Annotated in this window: 10 protein-coding genes; 5 read left to right on the top strand and 5 right to left on the bottom strand. The window is 64.0% G+C overall.

Annotated features, from left to right (window positions below):
* The first annotated feature begins 157 nt into the window (after positions 1 to 157).
* A complete protein-coding gene (locus ACSMXN_RS18945; RefSeq protein WP_081649184.1) occupies positions 158 to 2,719 on the top strand; it encodes a UvrD-helicase domain-containing protein in 2,562 nt (853 codons plus the stop codon).
* 4 nt (positions 2,720 to 2,723) lie between these two features.
* Here the strand turns inward: ACSMXN_RS18945 and ACSMXN_RS18940 are convergent, their stop codons facing one another.
* From ACSMXN_RS18940 to ACSMXN_RS18925, 4 genes are all read right to left on the bottom strand, one after another.
* Complete coding sequence (locus ACSMXN_RS18940; protein ID WP_022913880.1) at positions 2,724 to 4,256, bottom strand: DUF2079 domain-containing protein; 1,533 nt, start codon at positions 4,254 to 4,256, stop codon at positions 2,724 to 2,726.
* Positions 4,253 to 5,581, bottom strand: a complete 1,329-nt coding sequence (locus tag ACSMXN_RS18935) for a glycosyltransferase family 87 protein (RefSeq protein ID WP_022913879.1) — start codon at positions 5,579 to 5,581, stop codon at positions 4,253 to 4,255. The genes ACSMXN_RS18940 and ACSMXN_RS18935 overlap by 4 nt, the downstream gene beginning before the upstream one ends.
* 171 nt (positions 5,582 to 5,752) lie before the next feature.
* On the bottom strand, positions 5,753 to 6,940 hold the full coding sequence (locus ACSMXN_RS18930) for a M23 family metallopeptidase (RefSeq protein WP_022913878.1): 1,188 nt from the start codon (positions 6,938 to 6,940) through the stop codon (positions 5,753 to 5,755).
* Positions 6,941 to 7,073: 133 nt separating this feature from the next.
* Positions 7,074 to 8,114: an alpha/beta fold hydrolase gene (locus ACSMXN_RS18925; protein ID WP_022913877.1), complete on the bottom strand. Its 1,041-nt coding sequence runs from the start codon at positions 8,112 to 8,114 to the stop codon at positions 7,074 to 7,076.
* A 244-nt stretch (positions 8,115 to 8,358) separates the two neighbouring features.
* Here ACSMXN_RS18925 and sucC point away from each other — a divergent pair, with 244 nt between their 5' ends.
* Both sucC and sucD read left to right on the top strand, forming a co-directional pair.
* On the top strand, positions 8,359 to 9,528 hold the full coding sequence (sucC, locus tag ACSMXN_RS18920) for an ADP-forming succinate--CoA ligase subunit beta (RefSeq protein ID WP_022913876.1): 1,170 nt from the start codon (positions 8,359 to 8,361) through the stop codon (positions 9,526 to 9,528).
* A gap of 17 nt (positions 9,529 to 9,545) precedes the next feature.
* On the top strand, positions 9,546 to 10,427 hold the full coding sequence (gene sucD, locus ACSMXN_RS18915) for a succinate--CoA ligase subunit alpha (protein WP_022913875.1): 882 nt from the start codon (positions 9,546 to 9,548) through the stop codon (positions 10,425 to 10,427).
* Between the two features lie 82 nt (positions 10,428 to 10,509).
* Here sucD and ACSMXN_RS18910 read toward each other — a convergent pair whose 3' ends face one another.
* Positions 10,510 to 11,436, bottom strand: coding sequence for an EamA family transporter (locus ACSMXN_RS18910; protein ID WP_196811321.1), 927 nt, complete (start codon positions 11,434 to 11,436; stop codon positions 10,510 to 10,512).
* A 270-nt stretch (positions 11,437 to 11,706) separates the two neighbouring features.
* Between ACSMXN_RS18910 and ACSMXN_RS18905 the strand changes: the two genes are divergently transcribed.
* Positions 11,707 to 12,519, top strand: a complete 813-nt coding sequence (locus tag ACSMXN_RS18905; RefSeq protein WP_022913872.1) for a hypothetical protein — start codon at positions 11,707 to 11,709, stop codon at positions 12,517 to 12,519.
* Positions 12,520 to 12,585: 66 nt separating this feature from the next.
* Positions 12,586 to 13,380, top strand: coding sequence for a hypothetical protein (locus ACSMXN_RS18900; protein WP_155958419.1), 795 nt, complete (start codon positions 12,586 to 12,588; stop codon positions 13,378 to 13,380).
* Positions 13,381 to 13,405: the final 25 nt, after the last annotated feature.

Genomic DNA, 13,405 nt, shown 5'->3' with positions numbered 1-13,405 from the left:
AAAAAAGACGTGGTCGGCAATGTTCACGTCTTGAATGGTGCCATGCATGCGCAGTTACGGCAAGCGAGCTTGTGTGGCGAGCTTGTGCGGCGAGCTTGGGTGGGGTGCGACGTATCCGGCAAAGTTGTCGGGCCGTGGACGTAGGCTGGTCGGCGAGATGACAGCCAATCCAAGCCCCGATTCCGGTCGCCAGCCGGTAACGCACGCACTCTCCAGTGCGCTGAGTTTGTTCGACGTCCAGACCTCCGAGCGCCCGTCAGCTCGGCCGGACGAGACGGCAAGCCCGGCCGCGAAATCATCGGGTCGCGACGAGGCTGAGATCACCAGCTTGCTCGAGGGCCTCAACGCCCAGCAACGAGCCGCCGTGACGCACGAGGGCAGGCCCTTGCTGATCGTCGCCGGCGCCGGCTCCGGTAAGACTCGGGTGCTGACCCATCGCATCGGCTACTTGCTGGCAACCCGGCGCGCGCGACCGGGAGAGATCCTGGCCATCACCTTTACCAACAAGGCAGCCGGTGAGATGAAACAGCGGGTGGCCAGCCTGATCGGGCCACGCGCCAACGCGATGTGGGTCTCGACGTTTCACTCGATGTGCGTGCGTATCTTGCGCGCGCAGGCCAAACAACTCGGCCTGAAGTCCTCGTTCTCCATCTACGACGCTGACGACTCGCGACGCTTGATCACGATGGTGATCCGTGAACTGAACCTCGACCCGAAGAGATACCTGCCCCGCGCGATAGCGGTGCAGATCTCGAATCTGAAGAATGAGCTGATCGGCGCGCAGCAGTTCAGCGAGCAAGCCAGCAACGCGCACGAGAAAATTGTTGCCGAGGTCTACGAGCGTTATCAACGGCGCCTCGCTGAAGCTCAGGCGATGGACTTCGACGACCTGATCATGACCACGGTCAAGCTGTTGCAAACGAACGCCGACGTCGCCGAACACTATCGGCGCAGATTTCGTCATGTGATGGTCGATGAATACCAGGACACCAACCACGCGCAGTACGTGCTGGTCGCCGAACTCTGCAAGGCGATGCCCGAGCTCGGACTTGCGGCCGCAGAGCTGTGTGTCGTGGGTGACGCCGATCAGTCGATCTACGCCTTTCGGGGTGCGACCATCCGAAACATCGACGAGTTCGAACGTGACTATCCCGATGCCGCCACGATCCTGCTCGAACAGAATTACCGTTCCACGCAAACCATCCTCACGGCGGCCAACTCCGTCATCGCCCGCAATCCAGATCGTCGGCCGAAGAACCTGTGGTCCGAGGCCGGTAGTGGCCAGGCGATCGAAGGCTATGTCGCCGAAAACGAACACGACGAAGCGCGCTGGGTGGCCGAGCGAATCGACGGCCTTACCGACGCCGGCGATGCCAGGCCGTCTGATGTCGCCGTTTTCTATCGAACCAATGCTCAATCACGTGTGTTCGAAGACATTTTCATTCGCTTGGGGCTGCCGTACAAGGTAGTCGGTGGCGTTCGGTTCTATGAGCGCAAAGAGGTCCGAGACATCCTGGCCTACCTGCGGGTCATTGCGAATCCGCTCGATGTGGTGAGTTTGCGACGGATCCTCAACACGCCTCGCCGCGGTATCGGCGACCGTTCCGAGCTATTCATCGAAACCTACGCGGAGAAAGAGCGAATCCCGTTCGCTGAGGCATTGATCCGCGCCGACAACATCCCCGGCCTGGCGTCCAGATCGGCCAACGCGATAGCCGAGTTCGTCAAGTTACTCGGTGACTTGAGAGAAATCGCGGCGAGCGAGGAGCATGGCACGCCGAGCAACATCATCGAAGAGGTTCTCACCAGAACGGGCTACCTCACCGAACTCGAAGCGAGCCATGATCCGCAGGACGAGGGGCGTGTCGACAACCTCCGCGAGCTGGTCAGCGTCGCCGCCGAGTTCGAGGAGCAGCGCGCGCAGATAAGCCTCGTGGTGGCGAATGCGTCGATCGAGGCTGACACCGACGTCGACGCGGTCACCGCCGGCGAACAGCCAGTCACGAATGGCAGTGAGGATTTTGACGCTGTCGACGGCACGGTGATCCCGGCTCCGGCCGATCTGGATGCGTTCCTCGAACATGTCTCGCTAGTTGCCGATGCCGACTCGATACCCGATCAATCCGGGGGCGTGGTGACTCTGATGACGCTGCATACCGCGAAGGGTCTGGAGTTTCCCGTTGTCTTTCTTACAGGTATGGAAGACGGCATCTTTCCGCATCAACGCACGTTTGCCGACACCACTGAGCTCGCCGAAGAACGTCGGCTGGCCTACGTCGGAATCACCCGAGCCCAGCAACGTCTCTACCTGAGCCGATCACTTGCACGGTCGTCCTGGGGCACTCCGCAGTACTACCCGCCGTCACGGTTTCTCGATGAGGTGCCGGCCGAACTCGTTACCTGGACGGGGTCGATCGATCGGCAGCCGTTCATTGGTTATGCCGACGATGACCGTTCGAGCGGGCAGTATTCTGACCATGGGTATCGCGCGCAACCGAAGGGCGGCGCGGCTCGATCGGTGTCCACTTTCGGAGCGAAGAAACTGGAGCGCCCGGTGCCAAGCCTTCAAGTGGGTGATCGGGTTACCCACGACACTTTCGGCATGGGGACGGTCGTGGCCCTTCGTGGCGCGGCGGAGAAGGCCCAGGCTGAAGTTGATTTCGGCACGATGGGCCCGAAGTGGCTCGTGTTGCGCTTTGCCCCGCTGCAGAAACTGTGAACTGCTACTTGCCCGAGCCCATCGGCTTGCACTGCGAAGACGGGCCGGTGTAATTCGGTGACTGCAACAAGCGCAAGTCGCCGTCACTGAAAACCACCCGGTAACCATGGTTGAGCGCCGTTTGAAAGACTGCGGCGGGTTTCGGACCGTTATTACCGCCGACGTCCTTCTGCGAGAGATCCAAGGCTACGAAGTCGGATCGGTACCCTTCCAAACCGGGAATCGTCACGTAGTCGCGGTCGGTCAGATGCCCGGCCAACCTGTCGTCAGCTTCGACGCACACATCACGTGGTATCTGCGCCACCGTTGCGGCTTGGGCTCGCATCTCCGAGTCCAGCTTGAATAGCTTTCCGCTGAACACATCGTGCAAAACCGCGACGTTGCGGTTCGCTGCGGTGATGACAATGGGGCACGCCACCAAGAAGACACAGAGCGCGGCGGTGAGACGGGCATGTGCCCAGATATGCAAACGATCAGCACCATCGATCATGGCAAGAACCAGGATCACCCACGGCAACGCGTTGTAGTGATACCCGGGTTCCCAGAGCCGATACCGCTCCGCCGGTTCGAAGAAGCGCTGCGCGAGCAGCGGCAACGCCAGCAACGAGTATCGGGAACGAAACGGTAGGAACGCCAAGGGGACAACGAGTAGCAGCAAGGTCCGAGTCTTGACCCAGGGCACGAAGAACAGATGCACTGTGTGCCACGGCTTCGTCAAGGTGTTCTTGATCGCCGACGACAGGTCCGGCCCGAGGGTCGGGCCGTACTGCCAATAGGCGAACTGCCCGCTCGGTGAGAAGTGCGGCAAGATCACGCTGGTAGCGATCTCATACATTGCGACGCCGGCAACGATGATCACGATTGCGGGCCAGCGAGGTCGCCGGAAGATCCGGAGGAAGCCGATCAGCAAGAGCAGAATGCCCATATCTTCACGGACCAGCAACAACAGGCCGGCAAAGATGAAAAGCTGCCGATCGTCTTCGCGATCGAGTGCGTCGATGGCCAATGCCAGTATCGGCACACCCCAGGCAACCTCGTGAAAGTCGAAGTTGACCATGGTCTGAATCGCCCAACTGAAGGCGTAGGCGAACCCGATGGCTAGTGAGGCCCACTCGTTCGTGCGTCGCCTGGCGAAGCGGTAGACCACCGGAATCGATGCTGCGATCAGGCCGGCCTGCAGGACGAGCAGCGTCCGCGGGTCGTCCCAGATCCAGTACAGCGGGGCGGCCAGCGCGATGATCGGGTGAAAGTGATCGCCGAAGATGTTGTAACCGGGGCCCTTGAGGGCGACGATCGGTGCCCGGAAATGGGCATAGTTCCGCACGGCTTGATCGAAGATGCCGAGGTCATAGCCTGCAGTACCGAACTGCCGGTTTCGTAACAGCGCCGTGAGTGAATAGACCACGAACGCGCTAATGCAGAGCAGCCACAACGGCCAGCGTTGAAGGTGGTATCGCAGCCAGCGCCGGCGCCGGGGCTCAGCTGCTGGTCCAACTGCGGTCGGCAATGCCGTGATGGCGCCGGCACTTTCACTCACGCGGCCGTCACCGGATCAGCGTCGATGGAGTCAGCGCGCGTCAGTCGCCAGACCTGGCGTGCTGCGAACCAGGTGAGGTAGACCAACAGCACATTGCGCGCCGCGAGCACGGTCATCCACAGCGGCATGATCGCCTGAGCCTTGACGATGGCGTTGTAACCGATGGGGTACTCGAGCTGCGTGAGGAGAGCAGCTACCAGTGCGAGCCGTCCAAACCTGCGCACGGCGGGGTTCGCCGGAGCCCGTACCGCCAGAGCAGCAATCGGGCCGCCCAGCCACAGCAGGTACTGGGGGCTGAGAGTCTTGTTGGTGACTGTCACGATCAGGGCTGTGGCGAGAAACAGCCAGCCAAGGGTCTCCGCGGTTGCCTTCGGATGCTTGTGGGCCCGCCACCACATGGCTATGAGCAGCGCGCCGCCTAGCACGGTGAGCGCGCTCGAGAGCTGCTCGAAGACGTGCACACCTGGCCCAGAGATTTCGAAGGCTTTATATCTAGAAAGGCCAACGGGCCACCGGGACGAGTCGAAGATGCGCGCGAACATCAGCGGAGTGGCACTGACCGCCTCGATCTGCAGGCCCCGTGCGGTCTGCCAGTGCAGCGGTGACACCGTTCGTGAAGGACCAGCTATTGCTAGCGAAAGCCCCCCGAGCAGGATGCCGGTACTGAGAAAGCCGGTGAGCACCGCCTTGCGGTCGGCGCGGCGGATCAGGAAGGTCGGCAACATCACTGCCGGCCACAGTTTCAGCGATGCGCCCAATGCCGTCAGGGCTCCGGCCAGCGCTGGACGGCGAACCGCGACAAGCACCGCGCCGCCGGCCAACACCGCAGGAACGAGATCGAACCGGAAATACGCCAGCGGGCCGATCGCAGGCACGAACCATAACCACAAATTCGTGGCGTCGCCCCGGTGCCGGCCGTCGGCTCGCCACAGCACGACCGTGAACGCTGCGTCCACCGCGAGCATGGACAGCACGAACAGCACCATGAACGCGACCTGGTTGAGCGCACCGAGGAGGAACTGAGGCACGAGTAGGCCCAGCACCGGAAGCGGGTATTCCTGTAGGGCATCTCCTAGCGTCCCGCCGTGGAACAGCTGGGAAAGGCTTCGGCCGTAATAGCGGACATCGCCGGCGACGTCGCCCTCGTGCGCGAAGACCAGGATGGCAAAGGTGAGTGCGCGGGACAGGATCCACCTGACGGTGATTGCGCCGCGGCCGCCGGCGATGATCACCTCTGGCAGGGGCAACGCCGGAAGCGCCAGCTGACGGCCGGATGTCGCCGTCGGAGTCGCTTCTGCCGGGATCCCCGCCGCCGTGCCCGCCATTGCGTCTACTCCTCGTTCCTACCCTCGACGTGCAGCGAAGATGCTCAGCCTGGTTCGGCCGTCCTCAGGGTAGGCGTTGGACGTTGGTCGCTGCTGTTAAGACCTGCGGTCAGCCCTTGGGATTCCTACTCGAACGCGCTTATTTGGTGCTGCTCACATATTTGCGGCCGGTCAGGCATTTGGGTTGTACGGCCCAACGTCGACACCGCGCGCTTTCAGCCACGGCACGGGGTCGATATAGGGACCGTTCATGCCGCCCTGGCGTACGCCGAAGTGCAGGTGTGGCCCGGTCGCCTCACCGTCGGCGCCCACGTCCGCGATGTGCTGGCCGGCCACGACGTGCTCGCCCTTGGTCACCAGTGAAACGTCGTACATGTGGCCATAGATCGTGACGTCGCCGTTGGCCTGCTGAATCACGATCCAGTGTCCGAACCCAGCAGCCGGCCCCGCCTCGAGGACGACACCGTCGCCCGTCGCCACGATCGCCGAACCCAACGGCGCGGCAAGGTCGATGCCTTCGTGCATGACACCCCAGCGCATGCAGAAACAGGACGACATGCCGCCGCTGCTGGGCCGCACCCAGGTGCCGAGGACGGTCTTACCGGGTTGAACCTTGGGCAGGGTCTGTCGGAGCGGTAGTAACGACGCCGATGCGACCGAGCCCGATTGACTTTCACGGTCCCTGGAGCTGCGGGAGACCTGTTCGGGTCCGCTGGCCAGCAGCCCACCCGAGCTCGCGCCCAGGATGCCCTGTGACTGGGCAGCCGTCGCCAGGCCACTCAGATCGACCGCGGACCCTCCGTGCGCGCCACTGTGGGCGCCGCCCTGGGCGCCGGCCAGGTCGCTGGCCACAAGCTGATAGCCCTCGGTGGAACCCCAGACGGCGAGCGCCGCCGCCAACGCGGGGATGGCGGGAGATCGTCGCCACAACGGGCGGGCTGTTGGCGTCCGCCTAGCCGGGGCTGGCAGGTCATCTGACTTACCCGACTTGCCCGAGCCCTGCTTGGCCTTCTCGGCGGCTCGGGTTCGGGTCGGCCGCGCGAATTCGGCGGACCGTTTCGCGAGGAACTCGGCCGCGGAGATGGTGGCGGCCGCCGCGACAGCCGATTCGGTCTCGACGCGTTCGGTCGCCGCACGCGCTCGGCGACGCTCGTCCGTGCCGCTGAGATCGGACAGGGGCGGCGGGATCGGCGGGGTCGCGACTCGGGCAATCAGGTTGGTCGCGCTGAGAATCTGAGCTGTGTCGATCTGAGCTGTGTCGATTCGAGCTGTGTCGAGCTGATTCGTTTGGGGTCGTGCCTGGAGGGCTTCGTGGTCCGAATGCTCGCGGGCTGACCGCGGTGCATTGTGGCGTCCCACCCAGCGTCCTCCTGACGTCGTGTCGTCCGGCTTGTTCGGTGTGCTGCCCGATCGCGTAACCCCTGGCGCTCGCGGACGGGTCACGCCCGACGCGTGACGACGTTGTACCGCTGAGGCGTTGCCGAACCGTAACCTACGGTTCGGTAGCTGGCAAACCTCTCAATCCGCCATTCGGACCGTCTTCGCAGGCCCGGATCTGCTGTGTGGCGGCGAGATCGGCGGCCATCCGTTCGGTGAGCGCATCGGCGACGGTGTGAACGACATCACGGTCGACCAGCAAGGACAGGTGGCCGACGCCGCGAATGCCGACCCGGGTCACGCTGAGGTCCGGATGTTCCAGTCTGGCGCTCCGTCCTGGCACGACGACTTCGTCGCGATCGGAGAAGATCGCGATGAAGTTCGTCCGGCAATCGGCAGGCGCCGCCAACTCGCGCATCAGATCTGAACCTGGGCGCAGTTGCCGGGCCACCTTGAAAGGAGCCAGCCAGGCGGTCTTCGTGCCGGCGTGGGGCGAACCGAGGGTGATGAGCGTGTTCACCCGCTGGTCGCCGCCAAGGCATTGGACGTAGTACCTGGCGATGATTCCGCCGAGCGAGTGCCCGACTACGAAGACCTGCTCGTAGCCGGTCTGAATGCACAGCCGTTCAACATGTCGCGCCAGCGCTGCGGCGGCAGTTCGAATATCGGAGGTCACCGGCGAGTAATTGACCGTGGTGATCCGCCCGTAGCCCCTGCGGCGCAGAGTCCTGCGTAGCACCGCAAATGCCGAGCGATTGTCGACGATGCCGTGCACGAGCACTATCGGCGTGCCCGACGCGGCGATGTCGTCCAGAATCAGGCCCCGGGTCACCGGCGACAGCACATCGATTCGGTGTCGTGGGTCGTGCAGATCGCGATTCTCCGCGAGCACGCCGGCCGGGTACAGCGCGACGTGCGCGGCCAGCCAACTCAGCTCTTTGGCGGTGCCGACAGACGCGCCGACAGCCGTTCCCACAACGGCGTTGACGGCTTTACCGGCTGCGCCGAGCGTGCTTCGGGTCAGTGCTCCAGGCGCGCTGCGGAGGAGTTCGGGTATCGACAGGGGGAGGCGACCGGTGGTCAGGACCTTCCTCCTGTCGGGGCGGTACGAGGTGCTGGGTGGGTCGCATTCAAGCTGGTCAGCACCCGTCGACAAACGGACATGTCCATCACTTTGGCACAACCTCATGTGACTGCTTGGCAGGCCGGTTGGTAACCACGTCGCCAGGGCGGTCGGCGGGGAGGTTGGCGAACGTCACGTCCCCAAACCCTTCGGTGGGCTACCCGCACGGGCTAGCCTGTTTTCGATGCTGGTTCGACGGTTGTGCGCGCCCGCGCACATTCAAACCCAGGGCCAGCGAGAATTCTGACCTAGTTCCGCCAATAGAACGGAATAACTCGTGGATCTGTTCGAGTACCAGGCGAAGCAGCTCTTCGCCGCCCATGGCGTCCCCGTGGGCCTCGGCGATGTCGCCGATACCCCTGAGCAGGCGCAAGCCATTGCCGAGCGCCTGGGTGGTGTCACCGTCGTCAAGGCCCAGGTCAAGGCGGGTGGCCGCGGAAAGGCCGGTGGCGTCAAGGTCGCCAAGACCCCGGCGGAAGCCGCCGAACATGCCAAGGCGATTCTCGGCATGGACATCAAGGGCCACACGGTCCACCGGGTCCTCGTCGACCCGGGCGCGCAGATCGAAGAGGAGTACTACTTCTCCTTCTTGCTCGACCGGTCCAATCGCACCTTCCTCGCGATGGCGTCCGCCGAAGGCGGTATGGAGATCGAGGAGCTCGCGGTCGAGCGGCCCGAGGCGCTCGCACGGGTACCGATCGATGCGACGGTCGGGGTAGATCTGGATCTGGCCAGAAGCATCCTGACCCAGGCGAAGTTCCCTGCCGAGGTCATCGAGACGACCGCGTCGACCGTCGTCAAACTGTGGGAGACCTTCGTCCAGCAGGACGCGACCTTGGTCGAGATCAACCCGCTCGCGCGGGTCGCCTCCGGTGACGTCCTCGCGCTGGACGGCAAGGTTTCTCTCGATGAGAACGCCAACTTCCGTCAAGCGGGCAATGAGGATCTCGAAGACAAGGAAGCCGCGGACCCGCTGGAGGCAAAGGCCAAGGAGAAACACCTCAACTACGTCAAGCTGGACGGCGAGGTCGGCATCATCGGTAACGGTGCAGGCCTGGTCATGTCCACGCTCGACGTGGTGGCCTACGCCGGCGAGGCGCACGGCGGCGTCAAGCCGGCGAACTTCCTGGACATCGGCGGCGGCGCATCGGCTGAGGTGATGGCCAACGGACTGGACATCATTCTCGGTGACCCTTCGGTCAAGTCGGTCTTCGTCAACGTCTTCGGCGGTATCACCTCGTGTGACGCCGTCGCCAACGGAATCGTGACCGCGCTGAGCATGCTCGGCTCCACTGCGACGAAGCCGCTCGTTGTACGTCTCGACGGCAACAACGTCGAGGAGGGCCGGCGGATTCTGAACGAAGCCGCGCACCCCCTGGTCACCTTGGCCGACACCATGGACGACGGCGCCGACAAGGCTGCCGAACTCGCACACAGTGCTAACTAGAGGAGTCTGAACATCACATGGCAATTTTCTTGACCGCAGACTCCAAGGTCATCGTCCAGGGCATGACCGGCTCCGAGGGTATGAAGCACACCCGCCGGATGTTGGCCTCCGGTACGAAGATCGTTGGTGGCGTGAACCCGCGCAAGGCCGGTGAAACCGTTGATGTGGACGGCACCAACGTCCCGGTGTTCGGCACCGTGGCCGATGCCATCGAGAAGACCGGCGCGGACGTCACCGTCCTGTTCGTGCCGCCCCCGTTCACCAAAGCCGCGATGATCGAGGCGATTGATGCCGGCATCGGCCTCGCGGTGGTCATCACCGAAGGTGTTCCGGTGCACGACTCGACCGAGGCATGGGCTTACAACGTCGCCAAGGGCAACAAGACCCGCATCATCGGCCCGAACTGCCCAGGGCTGATCAGCCCCGGGCTGTCCAACGCCGGCATCATTCCGGCCAACATCACCGGCCGCGGCAAGATCGGTCTGGTGTCGAAGTCCGGCACGCTGACCTACCAGATGATGTACGAGCTGCGTGACATCGGATTCTCGACTGCCATCGGTATCGGCGGCGACCCGGTCATCGGTACGACCCACATCGACGCGCTCGCCGCGTTCGAGGCCGACCCCGAAACCGCCGCGATCGTGATGATCGGTGAGATCGGTGGCGACGCTGAAGAGCGCGCAGCGGCCTACATCAAGGACAACGTAACGAAGCCTGTCGTCGGTTACGTGGCTGGTTTCACCGCCCCGGAGGGCAAGACCATGGGCCACGCCGGTGCCATCGTGTCGGGCTCTTCCGGAACGGCCGAGGCGAAGAAAGAGGCACTCGAAGCGGCCGGAGTAAAGGTCGGCAAGACTCCCAGCGAGACCGCCCGCCTGATGCGCGATCTGCTGAGCTAGGCCCGTCCAACGCTCTGTGCGTGATGCGCATCGAGTCGTCGCTTCGCAAACGCGGCGGCGATTCGGTGCGCTTTACGCGTATTCAGGGGTCGATCGAGGCGGGCAGCCCCGACGATCTGTTTCGGCTGCTGAGCGTGCTACCGGCGCTTGCGATCACGACCATCACCAACGCGATCGAAGTGTTGAGGTGAAGAGACTGGCCCAGCACCAGGACGCCCGCCAACGCGGCGACCGCCGGTTCCAGACTCATGAGCAGTCCAAATGCGGCGGCGGACAGCCTGCGCAGCGCGGTCAACTCGAGTGAGTACGGGATGACCGAGGAAAGCAGCGCCACGGCCAGGCCGCCAGCGAGGATGTGAGGTTCCAGCAGGGCCTGGCCGCCCTGGGCCACCCCTGCGGGGATCAGCAGCACGCCGCCCACCGCCAGAGCCATTGCGAGACCGTCCAGACCGGAATACACCGAACCGACGCGTTTGGACATCAGGATGTAGCCCGCCCAGAAGGCTCCGGCGAGCAAAGCCAGGGCGATGCCGACGACGCTCAGCTTCTCGCCTCCGTGGGATCCACCGATGCCGAGTAATGCGACACCGCCGCCGGCGAGCGCTACCCAGATCAGATCGAGCAAGCGGCGGGAACCGATCAAGGCGACAGTGAGCGGGCCGATGAATTCGATGGTGACCGCCGGGCCGAGTGGCAGCCTGTCCAAGGCCTCGTAGAAGCTCCAATTCATACCGGCCAGGACCGCGCCAAAGACGATCGCGGCGATCCAATCGGCTCGCGATCGCCGGGTGATTCGCGGTCGGACGAGGGCAAGCAAGATCACGGCGCCGAAGAGCAGCCGCATGAACACGACGCCCGCCGGGCCGGCCTCGTCGAAGAGTTTGGCAGCGAACGCAGAACCGAATTGGACCGAAGCGATGCCGCCGAGAACGAGAACTTGCGGCGGCACCGGCATACCTTCAGCGGGAGCTGCGGGCTTTCCAGCTGCCGCCGACTTCAGTGGTCGCACGCTGCCATGATGTCAGCGCCTTCGACCGGCGTCGCTGGATTAGACGAATCAGGTCCGCCAAGCTGACCGTCGGTACGACCTACAACTGGCACAGCTTGGCGCAGATCGGGGCTCTGGCCGAGCTGCAATCGGTATCAAATTGGCCCGCGCGTCCTCTTTTGCTGTGAAGCGGCTAGGTATACGGTCGCTCGGTACGTAAACCAGCTGTGAGCTAGACGAATGCTGCCAAGGTTCGGCCCGATTCATATCGCTCTGGCGAAAGGGACTTCCATGACTGAGAACCCCGGCTCGACCGGTGGGTCTTTCGATCCCAACGTTCCTCAGGCTCCCGCCCAGTACCCGCCGCCGGCACCGCCCGCACCGCCACAGGCACCCGCGCCAGCACCGGGCGTAGGGCAGCCAGGCGTAGGGCAGCAGGGCGTACCTCCAGCGCCTGCCTATCCACCCGCGCACGCCTATGAGCCACCGCCTGCCTATCAGGCTCCGCCCCCGGGCGCACCGGCTGGCGGCTACCCACCGGTCGACCCCAACGCCCAGCAATGGAGCGGGGCGCCTGCACCGGCGGGGCAGAGTTCGTTCGGTGGCTTCGATTCGAAGAATCTGAAGAGCTTTGACCCGAAGACGGTCAGCCCGCTGGACTGGGGCATCATCGGCGCGGGCGTCCTCACCCTGTTGTTTTCGTTCTTCGGCTATTACAAGTACAGCGTCAAGATTTCGATTCTGGGCTCCTCGCAATCCAACTCGGATACCTTCAGCGCTTGGCACGGCTTCTTCGGCTGGTTTGCCGCACTGGTCGCGTTCGCGGCCGCCGTCTTGTTGGCTGCTGAGCTGATAGCCAAGATGACCTTGCCGTTCCCGGTTCGCCTCGTGGTCCTGGGAGGCTTTGGGCTGGCGCTGCTGTGCACGATTCTGGCGCTGTTCGTGGTGCCGGGCCCGAGTGGCTTCAGCGGTGCCGGCGTGAGCTTCGACAAGGGTCACGGGTTCAGCTATTGGCTGAGCTTGATCATTCTGATCGCCGGAACGGTGTTGTCCTACCTGCGCTTTCAGCAGACCGGCGGAAAGCTGCCGAATAGAGCCTCCTAGCTTGACGGTGGTCGACTAGCTCGGTGCCCTGGCCTGGTGTCTGGCAAGGTGTTTAGTCTTGACACTGTGACCAATTCTCCTCGTGACCCCGCTGGGCGTACGGCCGCGGACCGCCTTGACCAGCTCGCAGGGGCGGCGCTGATCAAGGCCCGCCCCTGGGATGTCATCGGCGCCGCGTTGGCCATTCCGATGCTGCTTTGGGGGCTCTTCGGCTGGTTCGGCACGGTCGGAGACGCCGGCGGCGGGTCGCCAGGCTTCTTCAGTGGGACGGGTGCGGCAGGCATCAGCCTCGTGCTCGCGGCGGCCGCCCTGACCGTGAATCAGGTCTTGGACGGCAGGCCGCATGTGAACAGCGCGCCACCGGTGTCGGTTCTGCTGGCCGGGGCTGGTGCCATCGTGATTCTCGGCGGCCTTATCGCCAAACCGGACAGCTCTACGATCGAGGCGGGTGCGGTCGCTGGCTTACTCACCGCGATCAGCCAGGCCACCACACTGACCGTCGGCTGGATTACCGGCAGCGGCAAGGCGGTGAAGGCGGCGCGGGTCGCGGCGCTCGTGGCCCAACAGGACGCTGCTGACCGAGCCGCAAGCGGACTGTCTGGTGTTCGTAGCACGGGCTACCCCCAGTACGGGCCACAGTATGGATCCCAATATGGATCCCAATATGGATCCCAATACGGCGGTTCAGCTGGTTACCCACCCCCACCCGGGCAGCAGCCCTACGCCCAGCAACCGTACGGCCAGCCACCCGTGGTGCCGGCACCGTACGGTCAACCGGGGCAGGCTCCGACCCCGCAGCCGCCAAATCGAGGGCAGCAGTACCCGCCACCCGGTTACTACGGTGGTTACCCACCGCAATAGGCCTCGCTGAGAGTTCTCGCGTGCC

This window comes from Parajatrophihabitans canadensis (genome assembly GCF_053764775.1).
Note: the sequence above shows the minus strand (reverse complement) of the source record. Positions and strands in the feature narration are given on the sequence as shown.

Excerpts from the sequence above, each read along its gene's own strand:
- sucD (WP_022913875.1), top strand. The coding sequence starts at position 9,546 with ATGGCAATTTTCTTGACCGCAGACTCCAAGGTCATCGTCCAGGGCATG.
- ACSMXN_RS18945 (WP_081649184.1), top strand. The coding sequence starts at position 158 with ATGACAGCCAATCCAAGCCCCGATTCCGGTCGCCAGCCGGTAACGCAC.
- ACSMXN_RS18935 (WP_022913879.1), bottom strand. The coding sequence starts at position 5,581 with ATGGCGGGCACGGCGGCGGGGATCCCGGCAGAAGCGACTCCGACGGCG.
- ACSMXN_RS18905 (WP_022913872.1), top strand. The coding sequence starts at position 11,707 with ATGACTGAGAACCCCGGCTCGACCGGTGGGTCTTTCGATCCCAACGTT.